Source organism: Streptomyces sp. NPDC007896 (genome assembly GCF_042959425.1).
Classification (GTDB): Bacteria; Actinomycetota; Actinomycetes; order Streptomycetales; family Streptomycetaceae; genus Streptomyces.
Genome location: NZ_JBIBKX010000007.1, coordinates 381,505 through 396,181, shown reverse-complemented (window position 1 = coordinate 396,181; position 14,677 = coordinate 381,505). Strand labels below are relative to the sequence as shown.

At 67.0% G+C, this 14,677-nt stretch carries 13 protein-coding genes and 2 pseudogenes; 9 read left to right on the top strand and 6 right to left on the bottom strand.

Annotated elements, in window-relative coordinates:
• The first annotated feature begins 602 nt into the window (after positions 1-602).
• On the top strand, positions 603-1,520 hold the full coding sequence (locus ACFZDJ_RS24555; protein WP_391061463.1) for a DUF6891 domain-containing protein: 918 nt from the start codon (positions 603-605) through the stop codon (positions 1,518-1,520).
• A 404-nt stretch (positions 1,521-1,924) separates the two neighbouring features.
• Here the strand turns inward: ACFZDJ_RS24555 and ACFZDJ_RS24550 are convergent, their stop codons facing one another.
• The gene (locus tag ACFZDJ_RS24550; protein WP_391061460.1) at positions 1,925-2,287 is read right to left on the bottom strand and encodes a hypothetical protein; all 363 of its coding nucleotides are present in this window, start codon (positions 2,285-2,287) and stop codon (positions 1,925-1,927) included.
• Positions 2,288-2,651: 364 nt separating this feature from the next.
• On the opposite strand from ACFZDJ_RS24550, the pseudogene istB reads away from it, so the two are divergent.
• A pseudogene (gene istB, locus ACFZDJ_RS24545) lies at positions 2,652-3,380 on the top strand (IS21-like element helper ATPase IstB).
• 152 nt (positions 3,381-3,532) lie between these two features.
• Here the strand turns inward: istB and ACFZDJ_RS24540 are convergent.
• Complete coding sequence (locus ACFZDJ_RS24540) at positions 3,533-3,922, bottom strand: hypothetical protein (RefSeq protein WP_391061458.1); 390 nt, start codon at positions 3,920-3,922, stop codon at positions 3,533-3,535.
• A 70-nt stretch (positions 3,923-3,992) separates the two neighbouring features.
• Here ACFZDJ_RS24540 and ACFZDJ_RS24535 point away from each other — a divergent pair.
• Positions 3,993-4,906: pseudogene (locus ACFZDJ_RS24535) on the top strand (IS982 family transposase).
• 18 nt (positions 4,907-4,924) lie between these two features.
• Here the strand turns inward: ACFZDJ_RS24535 and ACFZDJ_RS24530 are convergent.
• Complete coding sequence (locus ACFZDJ_RS24530) at positions 4,925-5,905, bottom strand: hypothetical protein (protein WP_391061454.1); 981 nt, start codon at positions 5,903-5,905, stop codon at positions 4,925-4,927.
• 886 nt (positions 5,906-6,791) lie between these two features.
• The gene (locus tag ACFZDJ_RS24525; RefSeq protein WP_391061451.1) at positions 6,792-7,292 is read right to left on the bottom strand and encodes a DUF1877 family protein; all 501 of its coding nucleotides are present in this window, start codon (positions 7,290-7,292) and stop codon (positions 6,792-6,794) included.
• Positions 7,293-7,546: 254 nt separating this feature from the next.
• On the opposite strand from ACFZDJ_RS24525, the gene ACFZDJ_RS24520 reads away from it, so the two are divergent.
• Together ACFZDJ_RS24520 and ACFZDJ_RS24515 are read left to right on the top strand one after the other, a co-directional pair.
• The gene (locus ACFZDJ_RS24520) at positions 7,547-8,011 is read left to right on the top strand and encodes a hypothetical protein (RefSeq protein WP_391061448.1); all 465 of its coding nucleotides are present in this window, start codon (positions 7,547-7,549) and stop codon (positions 8,009-8,011) included.
• 344 nt (positions 8,012-8,355) lie between these two features.
• Positions 8,356-8,535: a hypothetical protein gene (locus ACFZDJ_RS24515; protein ID WP_390929481.1), complete on the top strand. Its 180-nt coding sequence runs from the start codon at positions 8,356-8,358 to the stop codon at positions 8,533-8,535.
• On the opposite strand, the gene ACFZDJ_RS24510 is transcribed toward ACFZDJ_RS24515, so the two are convergent.
• Positions 8,532-9,185 carry a TetR family transcriptional regulator gene (locus tag ACFZDJ_RS24510; RefSeq protein ID WP_390929482.1) on the bottom strand — a complete coding sequence of 218 codons (654 nt, stop codon included), beginning with the start codon at positions 9,183-9,185 and terminating at the stop codon, positions 8,532-8,534. The genes ACFZDJ_RS24515 and ACFZDJ_RS24510 overlap by 4 nt on opposite strands.
• A 65-nt stretch (positions 9,186-9,250) precedes the next feature.
• Between ACFZDJ_RS24510 and ACFZDJ_RS24505 the strand changes: the two genes are divergently transcribed.
• A complete protein-coding gene (locus ACFZDJ_RS24505) occupies positions 9,251-10,018 on the top strand; it encodes an MBL fold metallo-hydrolase (RefSeq protein ID WP_391061445.1) in 768 nt (255 codons plus the stop codon).
• A 354-nt stretch (positions 10,019-10,372) separates the two neighbouring features.
• On the top strand, positions 10,373-10,927 hold the full coding sequence (locus tag ACFZDJ_RS24500) for a cupin domain-containing protein (RefSeq protein ID WP_391061443.1): 555 nt from the start codon (positions 10,373-10,375) through the stop codon (positions 10,925-10,927).
• Between the two features lie 276 nt (positions 10,928-11,203).
• Here ACFZDJ_RS24500 and ACFZDJ_RS24495 read toward each other — a convergent pair whose 3' ends face one another.
• Positions 11,204-12,226, bottom strand: a complete 1,023-nt coding sequence (locus ACFZDJ_RS24495) for a substrate-binding domain-containing protein (protein ID WP_391061439.1) — start codon at positions 12,224-12,226, stop codon at positions 11,204-11,206.
• Between the two features lie 168 nt (positions 12,227-12,394).
• Between ACFZDJ_RS24495 and ACFZDJ_RS24490 the strand changes: the two genes are divergently transcribed.
• A complete protein-coding gene (locus tag ACFZDJ_RS24490) occupies positions 12,395-13,666 on the top strand; it encodes an extracellular solute-binding protein (RefSeq protein ID WP_391061436.1) in 1,272 nt (423 codons plus the stop codon).
• Positions 13,667-13,728: 62 nt separating this feature from the next.
• On the top strand, positions 13,729-14,664 hold the full coding sequence (locus ACFZDJ_RS24485; RefSeq protein ID WP_391061433.1) for an ABC transporter permease subunit: 936 nt from the start codon (positions 13,729-13,731) through the stop codon (positions 14,662-14,664).
• Positions 14,665-14,677: the final 13 nt, after the last annotated feature.

The following is a 14,677-nucleotide window of genomic DNA, read 5'->3' as shown; positions in this document are numbered from 1 at the left end:
ATCGGCAGTTTTAGAGGTTTGAAAAGGCTTACTGAGTTACAACTTTCTCTACTGGTTCAAGGCTCCTCGCTCCGCTCGTCGCGCTCTCCCCGGCTCACCGCCGGGGCCCTGCGCTCCTGTCTCCGCCCCGCTCTGGGCCCCGGCTACGCCGGTCGCGCAAGGAGAGCGAGAGATCCTGGACGAAGAGAAACGCAAGGCACAAGACATGCCTCCGGCGGGGGCGCTCAGACTCCGGGATGGACAGGGCGCCGTTCGCGAGTGCCGGCCGAAGGGTGGCGAGCGTCGTGTAGCTCCCATCCCGACCACCTTCGACCCAGGCAGAGCCGAGCAGACGCGGCCCAGGGCGTCAAGGTCGTTCGTACAGCGGCGCGCTCCACCTTGACGCCCTGAACCACGCCCGCTCCACGATGTGTGGGCCGAAGGCGGACGGGAGCGGAGCCGGGGTGAGTTGTGGGTTGAGGAAGGTGACTGGCCGCTAAGGGCTGTCGTCGAACCTTGGCCAGAGGCCAACCAGGATCAGGGCTGGTCTAGCCGTCACAGTCCAATTGCGTTGCGAATCCCGTGAGGGCTGCTGTCAGCGCGCGGTGTGTCAGAGTCTGCGCATGCTCGAGATCGTGGTGAAGACGGAGAACTGGGAACGACACGTTCGCGTGTCCGACGGGGAGCTGGCCGGGCTGGTCCGGCGTATGGGCGGGGATGATGACCGGTTCCTGGTGGCCCAACGGATACCCGACCTACCGGACGTTTTCGCCCAGGTCTGGCACGAGGCCGGTGGTGACTACACCCTGGAGCACCGCGACGGTGCCGCCGACCGGCACTACCAGGCGATGGCTGACAGGCCCGAGGTCGTGATTGCGGCGCTTACCGGCTGGGCTCGCCAGGAGGATGGTTGGGATGCTGATCTGGCGTGGTCTCTGTTGGACATGGGCCCCACCCGCGAGGTGCCGCTGCTCGACCTCGACGAAGACGAGCGTGGGGAGTTGGAGAAACGCGTACGCGAGGCGCTGGTTGGCGGCTACGCCTCCCGCGCCGAACTGGCCGAGCTCGCTGAGGAGTATCTGGTCACCGAGGACCGTCGGCCCGTCTCGCGCGAGCAGGCCGAGGCGCTGGCCGACCGGATGTGGCTGGAGCGCGTAGCGGAGCAGGCCACATGGCAGGGTGAGACCGACCCTGAGCGGCTCACCCACGCCTTCACCGCCCTCCAGAAGGCCGGTATCACCGCCCGCGAGAACTTCACCTGCTGCCGCAACTGCGGACAGTCCGAGATCGGCGGCGAAGGCGGGCCCGACGCCCGCGGCTTCGTCTACTTCCACACCCAGTGCACGGATTCCGCCGCAGCTGGCCATGGACTGATGCTTCTCTACGGCGGCTTCGACGGCTCGTCCGAGGCCACCGCAGTCATCGGCGACGAGGTTGTGGCTGCCCTCGAAGCCGCTGGCCTGAACGCCGAGTGGGACCGTGACCCTGGCCGGGCAATCACCGTCACTCCCCTGGACTGGCGCCGCCGCCTGGTCGGCTAGGACCGACGGTAAAGATCACGCTCGCATGAGGAGTGAGGCGAGGGTGACGGATGCCCGGTAGCACTTGGCCGTCTTGTCGTCGCGAGTTGTCATCTCGGAATCTCCAGCGTCACGACCGGAGAACTCCCGGACCGTTCTTACAGCGGGGCGTCAAGCTCGATGCTTCACCTGACATCAGCGGCTGACACCAACAAGCGCGATCCGCGTCGGTCAACGCCGCACCTCAGCAACTCGGCAGCAGGAGCCCGGCGCGGGTTAAGCGAGGCCGCAGAGCTCCCGTGATCGACTTGATAAGGATGAGGACAGAGCAAAAAGTCTTGGCTTCGAACGGGCGCCGTCCCTAGTGTCGGCCGGCGCCCGTCGCCTTGACTCGGTCATTGACCGGCTAATGAAATCGTGAAGCCTCAGACGTGCATCTGTTCGTCGGTAGCCGAGCGTCGGCCTCCGTACGAGGTGACCAACGCGTCAGCGACGTCCCCCGCGTCTGCGTCGGCTACGTCCGCCGGGTACTCCGGCAGAAGGTCGTCCCAGACGGGCATCCACGACCCATAAAGCTGGGCCTGGCCCTCGGGCCGGGCGAAGAACCAGATGTGCAAGTGTGCAGCTCCGTCCCCGATCCGGTAGACGTGGGCTCGGGAGATATGCGGTAGTGCCTGCACATGGCGGACGATGTGAGTGGTGAGCACCCCGAGTTCGGCGGCCATTTCGTCGGACAGATCCGCCATGTCGTAGTGGTCTCGGGAGTACAGCATCAGTACCAGAGGCACACCGACGCCTATGACCCGGGCCAGTCGCCATCGTTCGTTGAACCAGATTCCTTCGTCTCGGGCGCGGCACACGTCGCAGTTCGCCGGGTCCTCACCGTGCCGTTTTGGCTCGGGCAGAACGGGCGGGCGCAACGGCGCGACGCGAAGTCCACCAGGCTCGAACGGACTTATGTCCCAGCTGGTCATCCGTGCCAACGGAAGTCGAAGCTCACCATCCGCGGCCGCACGTGCGTGGTCGTAGAACTCATCAGGTCGCAAAGCCATGATCGGAGACTAACGTGACCCGTAGGCACCCTGACCCGTGCCAGACGCGTGCCAGGTCGTGCGGGGAGCCACGGGGAACAGCGGATACTCAACTCCGCAGATGGAACGCGCCTGCACCGCTGTAGTGCAGGACCCCGACATCGCCGACCGGGCGATCAAGGGCCAGCTGACCTACCGCGGCTTCCTCGCCGAGCTGCTGATGGCCGAGTGCGACGACCGGGCCCGCCGCCGCTCGGAGAGGCGGATCAAGGCGGCGAACTTCCCCCGGGAGAAGTCCCTGCGGACGTTCGACTTCGACGCGAACCCGAACGTCGACCCCGCGACCGTCCACACCCTCGCCAGCTGCGAGTGGATCAAGAAGGGGCAGCCGCTCTGCCTGATCGGCGACTCCGGCACCGGCAAATCCCACATGCTCATTGCCCTGGGCACCGAAGCCGCGATGAAGGGCTACCGCGTCCGCTACACACTCGCAACGAAGCTGGTCAACGAGCTGGTCGAGGCCGTCGACGAGAAGCAGCTGAACAAGACGATCGCCCGCTACGGACGCGTCGACCTGCTCTGCATCGACGAACTCGGCTACATGGAACTCGACCGCCACGGCGCCTAACTCCTCTTCCAGGTCCTGACCGAACGCGAGGAAAAGAACAGCGTCGCCATCGCCTCAAACGAGTCCTTCGGCGGCTGGACCAAGACCTTCACCGACCCCCGGCTTTGCGCGGCCATCGTCGACCGCCTCACCTTCAACGGCACCATCATCGAGACCGGCACTGACTCCTATCGGCTCGCCAGCACCCGCGCCCGAGCCGAAAAACCTGCCAAGGTCGGCTGACCGTGGAAGGCTCGAACGTCGATGATCCCCTCCCTAGATGATCAATTCCAAGGGATGCCTGCGGAGGGTGTGGGGTGGGCGGCGGCCGAAGCCACCGCGAGACGGTCAGGCGGCGGGCTGCCGGCCCTGGTTGTCGAGGTGGCAGCGGGCGGTCAGGCGTCAGGGTCGACTTCGGGGTGCGTGAACCGCACGGGCATGCCCAGCGACCGGGCGTAGGCGATTTCGGCTCGGGTGCTGTTTCCGATGTAGTCGCCGACTACGAGCACCTCATCAGCGAGCCGGATCTTCGCCCGGTGCAGATCGTCGAGTCGAACCTTCAGCGCCTCGGCCTCGACAGGATCGGACCAAAGTTCGTGCGGCGACTTCATGTCACAGCCCGGTTTGACGACAATCTTTCCGGCTTTGGTCTCCCGCAGATCGGCCTCGTTCATCTCGGTCATGAAGCGGGTGGAGCCGCAGATCACGACGATACGCGGGAGGCTCAACAGCTTCTTCGCGTCGGCGAGCTTCTCCTCGGGGGTGAGCAGTTGCGGGTATGACACCGGTTCCTCCTGGTGGTGTGGTCCAAGGGGTGCCTGCGGAGACGAGAACGAGGGTGTCCAAGATCGTTTTGTGACGAACGACGTGGACACCCTCGCGACAGCACTCTATGCGACGACCGACGACATGCTGAAGGAGCATCCCGACCTGGCGCCGTGGCGCCCGCCGGTCGGCATTACGCCCCGCCTGAGCGATGCCGAACTGGTCACCCTCGCCACGTTGCAGGCCATACTCGGCTACACCTCCGAGGCCAAATGGCTCCGCCATGCCCGTGCCCACCTGCGCCACCTCTTCCCCTACCTGCCCCAGCAGCCCGGCTGCAACAAGCGGCTGCGCAAGGCCGCCGGTCTGATGCGAAGCGTCAACCGGATCCTGGCCACCACCACCTCGGTGTGGAGCGACGACGTATGGGTCGTGGACTCCACCCCGGTGGAATGCGGCCGCTCCCGCGAGACCGTCAAACGCTCCGACCTGGCAGGTTGGGCCGAATACGGCTACTGCGCCAGCCACAGCCGCTTCTTCTGGGGCCTGCGCCTGCACCTGGTCTGCACCCTTCAGGGCCTGCCCATCGCCTTCGCCCTGACCGGGGCCAAAGCCGACGAACGCGAGACCCTCCTTCACCTCCTGGCAGCCGAATGCGAGCGTCTGCGAGAGCGCCCCGACGGACTCTCATCGGCGACAAGAACTACTTCGGCCGTGGTTTCGAACGCGAACTGTCCGAGCACGGAGTCCAGTTGCTGCGGCCTGCCCGTAAAGGTGAACGGGAACGGCCTGGCGCAGCCCTGTTCAAGCCGCTGCGACAGGGCATCGAATCGATCAACGAGACCTTCAAGGGACAGCTTGACCTCGAACGGCACCGAGGGCGCACACCCGGAGGTGTCATAGCCCGCGTCATGCAACGCATCCTCGCGCTGACCGCCGCGATCTGGCACAACGACGCCACCGGACAAACCGTCCTACGCTCACTGATCGCCTACGATCACTGACCCCTTGAAATAGATCATCTAGGCCCAGGGCGAGCACGCGTCCTTCCCAGGGACATCCGGCGTGAGCATTTCGTCGATGCAGCTGCGCAGTGCGTTGCCGTAGTAGTCGACCGGAGGGAGCCAGGGCACCTGCTGGAACAGCTCGCCGAGTTGGTCGGTGCCGGGATCGGTGAGGAGGGTGCGGAGTTCGTCAGGGACGGGGTCGTCGACCAGGCACAGCCAGGCGAGGGCGGCGCCGACGCGAGTCTCGAGCGGTTGGGCGGCGTCCGACCACAGGGCCCGGGTCCATGCGGGAACGGACTCGTTGTGGTCTTCGCGGGCGAGTTGGGCGATCGCCAGAATCAGGCTCACCCGGACCGTCGGATCATCTTCCACGGCCAGCCGGCTGTCGAGGGCAGACGAGATGCGCGCCATCTCGCCGGTCGCCGTCGCCAGGACGAAGGCCGTGGCGGAGCGGACCTCGGGATCGGGGTTGGGAAGAAGGGAGAGCAGGAGGTGCAGATCTGCGGTGATCGCAGAGCGAGCGGCCTGAATTGTCCAGTCCACCGGACACATTGTGGTGCCCTCCGCCACCTCTGGATCCTCGGCGACCTGGAGGAGACCTTCGCGTCTTCCGTCCCCGAAGTGCTGGCACCGTGCGATCTCGGCGACCAGCTGGAGAGTCTCCGCGCGGAGCTCGGGGGACCCGGCGGCCGCGATCCGGAGTAGGAATGGGACCGCCAGTGCTCCCACCGCGATCCCGTTGCCCTGGTGGTGCAGGTACTCCCATAGGTTCCCCAACGCCCGCCGGGCGGCGTCAGCGTCTCCGGAGGCGAGTATTGCGAGGAAACCGGGAATCTCCTCGCCCGGACCGTAACAATGCGGGAACCGCTCCCATGGGATCTGGTCGTATTTGAACCCGTCCTTGACCTCCCGCGGGATCGCACCCACGACCGTCCGCATGTCGCAGTCCGTGCCCACCCACGGCTCCGGCCACCGGTCCCAGCGGTCATCGTCCATGGCTTGGCCTTCCGGTCCACTGACACCATCCGAACCCCGGGAGTCTAGCGGCCAATGATCAAGAGCGCGGTCTGCTCTGTCGTACTCCGGCGGCACTGCCCGCGGTGACATCATTTCTCGTGAGCATCTGCAGCACTCAAGATCACCATGTGCTGCCCAAACTGATGAACAAACGCTGTCGCATGAAGCGAACGAAGCCAATCGCCCCTTTCGACTTGGTCGACTGGCCGTGGGACCTAGGCCAAGCACATGACACAGTGGGCTGTGTATCCAGAGACGTGCATCACTCCGCAGGCTTCGCGCGGAGCGCTACCTGGGGTCGCAGACTGGCGACCACTTGCGCCCGCGGGCGCGGGCAGGACTTCAGTCCAGTAGAGCGGCAAGCGATCCTGGATAAACGGCGCACGGACCAGTCCGAGTAGGCGACCCAGTCGGCCGTGGGCCGACGATTGTGGGCCGTCGTCCGATGCCGCCGATACCCCGTGGTCGACCTGATAGGGATGAGGCCAGACCTCAAAGCCCGCTCCAGCGCGAGCGCCGCGCCCTCACCGGGGTCGGACAGTGGGCCGATGCAGGCAGTAGAGGCCTTGGCCAGTTGCGGTACAGCAGCGAAGTACAGCAATCATCGAGACCGAAGGTGGGCGCCAACGGCCGCGTATAGCCGAACGATCAAGGTCCTACGCTGCAATGACCTTGCCGCTGATAGTCCGGGACGAAGAGGTCGTGCCAGAGTCGTGCCAGATCGTGCGGGGAACCACGGGAGAATGGCGGGGACCATGTCGACGGCCAGGCAAGCTCTGCCTCCGCTCCGCCGCAGGTCAGCGCAGCAACCGCCCGTAGACATCCGGAGCTTCCCAAGCCAAGCGTCCCGTCGGTGCGTGCCCCGTCAGTCGAGCCAGACGAGCAATGCGTCATCCGCTGCGGCGGCGGCCTCGAAGAACTCCGTCAGGCCGTCGTACCAGTAGCGCCCCCACTCAAGCGCTCCAGGCTCATCCCACCCCAGGGGATACACCTCAGCCCTGGTCAGGTCGGCAGTATCCACGCCGGCGATGAGTTGGTCGTACGTGGTGGTGCGAAGAGCTCGCGCCGCAAGATGTGCCCGCTCGGGCCGCAGATACCTGGGAGGTCCGTACCCCCAGTCCTCATCATCGGCAAACGGCTCCTCCCCGTGGATCACGTTGACCGGGAACTCGGCGCGCACCAGCAGAAAGCGGAGCATGTCCCAGGCCTTGTACGTACTGAAGTGGCGTGCATCGGCCGGCGCAGGCTCCGACTCCTCCTCGGCGTCCTGGACCTCTTCGACGAAGTCCAGAGCCCAGTCCGGGTCTTGGATCGCTCGATCGAGCTCAGCAGGCGTGACACGCAGGTACTCACCGATCATGCTCATGGGCGGAGACTAGGCGCGGCCACTGACACCGGCCGCCGCGCCCGTCTCACTTTCCGTCTCGTTCAGCCCGGTTCACCGACGGTCAGCCGAGACGGGATCGGATCCCACCCCGGGGGTGAGTCGCCCATGTACCCGGGGGTGCGCCCCCACACACTCAGCCCACCACCCCACCAACACAGTTGGAAAGCGTGTTGGTGACGGTCGAGTTGGCCATGCGTCTCACCCGGATGCACGACACGTGATCAGCTTGGGCCGTGGAGACCATCATCGCCAGTGCCATAGCCGTCCTCGGAACCCTGCTCGGCTCGGGTATCACATTGGCGTTTCAGCAACGCACCACCGACAGAAGCCACCGGTTCGCCCGCCGCGAGAAGCTCCGGCAAGAACGACTCGACGCCTACTCCGCCTACGCCGGCACGCTGATCAACTACCGCCGCTGCCTGGTACACCTGTGGTTCTGCGAGCACGAACAACCGCCACCCGAAGATCCGGACGCCGTCCGGATCCGCGCGTACGATCTGCGCTCCAGCGCGCAAGAGGCCCTGTTCCGTGTCCAGATGCTCACGGACGACGAGACCTTGAGTCAGGCCGCAGAGGCCGTACTCGCCGACGTCACGGCACTGGCCAAGACGGAGACCAGAAGCCGGCTCGACGAGCGCCGAGTACAGACCCGTGACGACATCGGCCGACTCGTCAGAGCAGCGAAGCAACATCTTTGAGGCACCTGCGGACACGCCCTTCCGTTCCGTACGGCCTGTCCAGAGACAGGCGCACACCGGCAGGACCGCACCACAACCGCACCGGATCGAGCGGGGAGCAGCGGGGAATCGTCTTCTTCGAGGACGAGGCGGGGTTCTTGATGAGACCGCCGCGTACCCGCGCCCGGGACCGGCATGGGCACGCGCCTGTGGTACGGGTACGCGGAAGGTCCCGGCGTCGCCGGTCGATCGCCGCCATGTGCTGACGCGAGCAGGGAGAAGCGTCTCGGCTCATCTGCCGGCCGCGCCGCCACCGCGAGCACGACCGGCTCGCCATCGCACAACTGCGCTCTTGGGTGATTGACTTGAATGCGTCAGAGGGCTTCCGGTCGGCTGGTCCGCTGGTCCGCTGGTCGTTGTTACGGCGCGGCCCGCCGGCCGACATCGCCTTCACCGACGACGACCAACTCGAACCCGCCCCGATCGACTGCTGCCCTGCCGGCACCGAACTCACCCCCACCCCGGCGGGTGCGGTGGGCGCCTAACGCTTCCGGGGCGAAGGGGGCAGGAGCGTGGCGGTGAGCGTGGCGGCCAGCCAGTCCTCGTACGTGTCGGTCGACCAGCCCCGTCCTGCTGTGAGCTGGGTGTACAGCTGTGGGCCGGCCAGGGCCCACAGGGCGTCCGCCAGGTGGGCCGGATCCGCTTCCGGGCCCAGCGCACCGGCCTCGGCGAGGTGGGTGACGAACGCGGTGACGCCGGTGAGCCGCTCGCGCTCACTGGTCTCCAGGATCTCCCCGACGTCCGGCCCGGCCTGAGTCAGCAGGGTGAACAGCGCGGCGATCCGTTCATGGATTCCGCGCACGTATGCGGCGTAGAGCCGGAGTTTGGCGTCCGGGTCCCTCGTCCGCAGGATCTCTCGCGTCTGGGGACGATCCGCCATGGGCACCGGCTCGTCGTCTCCGGCCAGCGTGATGTCCCACAGGTCCTTGACCATGCCCGGTTTGCCGCCGAACGTCTTGTACACCGTTTCGGCGGAGACGCCCGCCCGCTCGGCCACGGCACGCACGGTCGTGGCGTGGTAGCCGTCCTGGAAGAGCAGCTCACGGCATGCCGCCAGCACCGCGACGCGGTTGCGGTGCGCGGCCTCGCGCCGGCGCTCGGAGTTGTAGGGCCGGCGTGGTGTCTCGCTTGCCATCGGCACACCCTCCAAATTTGCTACAGTCGACTGTATCGAATTCTGCTCGGTTGCAGGAGGCCCGTATGTCCCGTCCCGCGCCCACGCAGGTGGCACCCGGCGTCCACCGCCTCGGCGATCACGGCATCAACTTCTACCTGATCGAGGGCCCCGACGGTCTCATCCTGATCGACTCGGGGGTGCCCGCCCATCTGGAGCAGTTGCGCGGGCTGCTGGCCGGCCTCGGCCGTTCCGTGGCCGATGTCCGTGCCGTTCTCCTGACCCATGGCCACCTCGACCACACCGGCCTGGCCCACACCCTCCAGGAGGCCGGAGCCGTCATCTGGATCCACGAGCGGGACGCCGCCATCCTCTACGACGGCCCGCGGAGCGCGACCCGCCATGCCAAGCCCGAGCGTTCGATGCTCCCCTATCTGCTGCGCCGGCCCTCCTCGCTCGCCCTCCCCTTCCAACTGGCCCGCGCGGGAGCCTTCACCGCTCCCGCCGTCCAGAATGCGCGGGTCTTCGACGCCGACCAGGTGCTGGAAGATGTCCCCGGCGCCCCGCAGGCCGTCGTACTGCCCGGCCACACACCCGGCAGCGCCGCGTACCTCTTCGCCGACCGCGGACTGCTCTTCACCGGCGACGCCCTGGTCACCGAGGACGGACTGTCGGGCCACATCGGACCTGCGATCGTGAGCCGCTGCTTCACCCACGACAGCCGGGCCGCGCTCACCGCCCTCGACCGCCTCGACGAACTGACGGCAGACCTGTTGCTGCCCGGTCACGGCGCACCCTTCACCGACGGCATCCGCACCGCCACCCGGCAGGCACGGCAACTCGGCGTGCGCTGACCTCCCACGCAGAGGCGACGTCGAAGAGCGCGAACGTGACCGCGAGCGTGCGGCGCGTCCGGGGCCGAACCTGCCCGTCGCAGGCGCGAGGGAGCTTCGTGGTCGGTCCGCCGCGGGGCCGACAACCTAGGTCCTGTCGTCAAATTCGTGGGGCAGACGGGAAATTTGACGACAGGACCTAGCGCCTCTCACCGAAGAGCGGGCCACACCCTGAGGCCGGTCTTCGGTGGCACGCGGCTCTGGCGGCCGCTTGCGCGCAGCTCGACAGCGAGATGTGCCGCGGCGCCGTACACCAGATCTCCAGGCGGCGGCCCGCCTGGCGCAACGATATCCATCACCTTCTAAGGAAACGACATGAGTTCTGCACCGCCGAACAACGACGTGGAGACGCCGGACTACTACCGTCCGTGCGTCTTGCACGTCCCCGCCGGGAAGGGCGTGGTCAAGTGGATGTCCGGCGACGTCTACGAAGTCAAGGCGACGACCGAGTCCACCAACGGCGCATTGGGGTTCATAGACTGCTGGGTGCCCCCGGGCAACGGCCCGGTAGCGCATGTGCACAAGAGCGCTGACGAGGCCTTCTACCTCATCTCGGGTGCGCTGGAATTCCTGAACGGCGATCAGACCTTCGTGGCGAACGCCGGTGACTTCGTCTTCGTGCCCAAGGGCACACGGCACCGGTTCCGGAACATCACCGACGATGAGACCCACATGGTGGCCTTCTACACTCCCGGCGGAGGCGAGGCGCTGTTCCTGGAGGCCGGGGACGACCCCGTCCCCGGCGGGAAGCCCGAGTTCTGGCCGCCGGAGCGCGGCCTGGCGCTGGCGGCGCTCCTCGGACGGAAAGACATCGACATGGAGGTGCTGCCCGAGGAAGCGGACTTCGACATCCCCGCCGACGGGGCCTGAGCGAGGACAGCACAGCAACGGTGCTCGGGCCGAGAGACCGCCGGCCCGAGCACCTTCTGAGGATGCGGCATCGCGCCGCGGCGCCGACCGGGGCTTCATCACGTGCCCCTCAGCCCCAGCAGCATCCGGCCTTCAAGAACCCCACCTCGTCCTCGAAGACTCCGAAAGCCCCCGTCGCGGCCACTCACCGACTCGTTTCGAATAACGTTATCGCACACGATCCCGGTGCCCGTCCGCGTGCGTCAAGAGGCCTCGACGGCGCCGTAGCCCTGGACGTCAGGCGCGTACCTCGCCGGAGCCGCGGACCTTCAAGGTGACCGGGACGATCACGGTCTGCACCGGGCGGCCGGGGTCGGCGATGCGGGCACGGAGCAGTTCGACGGCCGTCTGGCCGATCTCCGAGGTCTGCTGGGCGATGACGGTGAGGGCGGGTTGCAGGAGGTCGGACAGGGGGACTTCGTCGAAGCCGACGAGGGCCAGGCGGGAGGCCGTCTGCGGGCCGAGGTGTCGTAGGACCGCGAGTGTGGTGTCCATGTTGCCGGTGACCAGGGCGGTTGCCGGATCCGGGCCGCGCAGCGCCGTGTCGAGCGCCGCGGCCACGCGCTCGGTGGTGATCTCGCCGGGGTACACCAGGCCTTCGACGGCTTCGCCGTGGGCGCCCAGGGCCGCGCGGAAGGCCGCGGCGCGCTCCCGGCCGGAGAAGACGCGTTCACTGTCGCCGATGTAGGCGATGCGACGGTGGCCGTGCTGGTGGAGGTGGTGGAAGGCCATGCCGACGCCGGAGGCGTTGTCGGACATGACGCAGTCCACGGAGATCCCGCTCATCGGGCGGTCCATGGCCACCAACGGCATGCCCGCGTCCAGCTCGGGCTGGAGGTAGGCGTGGTTCTCGCCGAACGGTTCGACGATGATGCCGTCGAGGCGCTGCCTGCACATGGAGATCACGATGTCGCGTTCCCTGGTCTCGTCGAAGTCCGTGGACGCGGCCAGGAGGGTCAGCCCCGAGTCGCGGGCGGTGCGTTCGATGGCCGCCAGTTCGGGGTTGACCTCGGCGATACGGCGGACGGCGGCGCCGATGATTCCGGTGACGCCGGTGCGCAGTTGCCGGGCCCGATCGTCGGGACGGTAGTTCAGCGCGGCGATCGCGGCCTCGACCTTGGTGACGTACTCCGACCCCACCGTGGGGTCGTTGTTGACCACCCGTGAGACGGTGCGCAGCGCCACCCCGGCCTCGCGCGCGACGTCGACCATCGTCGGGCGCTTGGGCCGTCCCTCGTACTCACGCCGTGCTCGCGTCATCCGGTAGCTCCTCGTCGAAACAGTGGACCGATATCAGACCGGCCCTTGACACATTCCCGCAACGCGCACTTATCCTCGCGATAACGTTATCTCGAAGGATGACACGGCGTCGATCCTGTCCGGTCCGCCCCCATCCATCGGGCCACATCGTCCCTCCAGGAGACTTCCATGCGGCGCAAACGTCTGACCGTTGTCTGCCTCGCCGCGGGGCTCGCCCTCACCGGATGCTCTGCCGCGTCGACCGGAAGCGGGAAGGGTGGCAGCACCCTGACCTATCTCACCTTCGAGACCCCCAGCCTGACCGCGACGTTCTGGGACACCTCGATCGCGGGCGCCGAGAAGAAGGTCCCGGACGTCACGGTGAAGAAGATCGTCGCGCCGAGCACGGACCGGGACGCGTACGCCAAGCAGTTGCAGGCCTCCGGGCAGTTCCCGGATCTGCTCCAGTCGATCACCCCGTCGACGTTCGCGACGGCCGGGCTGCTCAAGCCCTACGACCAGAAGTGGGTGAACGCCAACTTCCTGCTGCCCATGGGCAACGCCTACAAGGGCAAGGTCTACATCCCGCCGACCAACTCGCAGATCATCCCCGAGGTTTTCTACGACAAGAAGCTGTTCGCCAAGGCCCACATCACCGCGCCCCCGAAGACATGGCCCGAGTTCATGGCCGTGTGCGCCAAGCTGAAGGCCGCCGGTATCACCCCGGTCGAGCTGGGCGGCGGCGATCCGTTCTCGGCGTCGATGCCGCTGGTCGGCATCCTGTCCGCGGACGTGCTGGGCAAGGACCCGAACTGGCTCAAGGAACGCTACGCGGGCAAGGTCCGTTTCACCGACGCCAACGTCAAGGCGGCGGTGACCAAGTACCGGACGATGGTGAAGAACGGCTACTTCGAGGACGGCGCCCTGGGCGTCAAGTACGCCGACTCGATCACGCACTTCACGTCCGGCAAGGCCGCGATGTACATGATGGGCAGCTGGTTCCTCGGTTCGGTGCCCAAGGACCGGGCCGACGATTTCGGTGCCTTCCTCACCCCTACCGAGGGCGGGTCGCTCGTGGTGCCGTTCGCGGTGGGCGGCTCCATGGCCATCAGCGCCAAGACGGCAGCCCCGGCCAAGGCGACCGCGTTCGCCGAGGCCTGGTCGCTGGACCCGGCCAACTACAAGGCCCTGATCGAGGGGGACGGCGCGTTCCCGATGCTCAAGGGCAAGACCCTGGACGACTACGGCGTCAACGTCACCAAGGTCTTCAAGGACTCCTACTCCTACGTCACCCAGCGGAACACGAAGGTCTCGGCGTTCGGCTGGGCGACCAACGACGACTCCATGCCCTCCGGGCTCAACAACGCCTTCTACGCGGCCAGTCAGGCGCTGTTCTCGTCGAACGACGTCGACGGGCAGCTGGCCAAGCTGGACGCCGCCTGGGACTCGGCGACCAAGTAGGCCACCTCATCGGCCCGGCCGTATCGGCTCCGGCGCCGCAGATCTCCTCCGAGGGAAGAGCCATGACCACCCGAGCCGTGACCACCCGAGCCGTGACCACCAAAGTCATGACCACCCGAGTCCGCCCACGCCGTGGCGACCCCGCCCTGGGCGCGATCGCGCTCGTCGCGCTGGGCCTGTACGTCCTGTTCATCGTCGTTCCCGTGATCATGAGCGCCTGGAAGAGCCTCACGAACGAGAACCCGCTGCTGGCGCGGGCCGACTTCGTCGGCCTCTCCAACTACAAGGAGATGGCGCACGACAGCGCCCTGGCCGGAAGTCTCGGCTTCACACTCCTGCTGGCCGGCGCGGTGACGATCGTCGCCAATGCCGCCGGCATCGGGTTCGCGATGCTGCTCAACAAGACGTCGCTGAGCTTCCGGATGATGCGTACCGTCGCGTTTCTGCCGCAGGTGCTGTCCGGGGTCATCGTCGGCTACGTCTGGCGCTACATCCTGGCCCGGGACGGCATCCTCGACAACGTCCTGATCTCGCTGGGGATCATCGACCGGCCGATCACCTGGCTGGGCAGTCCGCACCTGGCCGTCCTGTCCGTCGGGCTCGTCGCGGCCTGGGTGCTGACGGGGTTCACCACCGTCGTACACCTGGCCGCGCTGCAGTCGATCCCCGGCGAGCTGTACCAGGCCGCGATGGTCGACGGAGCCGGCCGGTGGCAGCGGTTCCGGCGGATCACATTCCCGATGCTGGCCCCGGGTACCACCATCAGCGTCACCATCTCGCTGATCACGATGCTGAAGCTCTACGACATCATCGCGGTGCTCACCTCCGGCGGCCCGGCCAACTCCACGCAGTCCACCGCTCTTTACATCATCCAGCTCGCCTTCACGGACGACCGCTACGGCTACGCCTCGGCCGTCGCGATGCTCCTTCTCGTCGTCTCCATCGTCATGGCGCTGTCCGTGACGGCCCTGCTGCGCCGCCGGGAGGTGGACCTGTGAGCACATCGACATC

Excerpts from the sequence above, each read along its gene's own strand:
- ACFZDJ_RS24555 (WP_391061463.1), top strand. The coding sequence starts at position 603 with ATGCTCGAGATCGTGGTGAAGACGGAGAACTGGGAACGACACGTTCGC.
- ACFZDJ_RS24530 (WP_391061454.1), bottom strand. The coding sequence starts at position 5,905 with ATGGACGATGACCGCTGGGACCGGTGGCCGGAGCCGTGGGTGGGCACG.
- ACFZDJ_RS24525 (WP_391061451.1), bottom strand. The coding sequence starts at position 7,292 with ATGAGCATGATCGGTGAGTACCTGCGTGTCACGCCTGCTGAGCTCGAT.
- ACFZDJ_RS24510 (WP_390929482.1), bottom strand. The coding sequence starts at position 9,185 with ATGGCAAGCGAGACACCACGCCGGCCCTACAACTCCGAGCGCCGGCGC.
- ACFZDJ_RS24505 (WP_391061445.1), top strand. The coding sequence starts at position 9,251 with ATGTCCCGTCCCGCGCCCACGCAGGTGGCACCCGGCGTCCACCGCCTC.
- ACFZDJ_RS24500 (WP_391061443.1), top strand. The coding sequence starts at position 10,373 with ATGAGTTCTGCACCGCCGAACAACGACGTGGAGACGCCGGACTACTAC.
- ACFZDJ_RS24495 (WP_391061439.1), bottom strand. The coding sequence starts at position 12,226 with ATGACGCGAGCACGGCGTGAGTACGAGGGACGGCCCAAGCGCCCGACG.
- ACFZDJ_RS24490 (WP_391061436.1), top strand. The coding sequence starts at position 12,395 with ATGCGGCGCAAACGTCTGACCGTTGTCTGCCTCGCCGCGGGGCTCGCC.
- ACFZDJ_RS24485 (WP_391061433.1), top strand. The coding sequence starts at position 13,729 with ATGACCACCCGAGCCGTGACCACCCGAGCCGTGACCACCAAAGTCATG.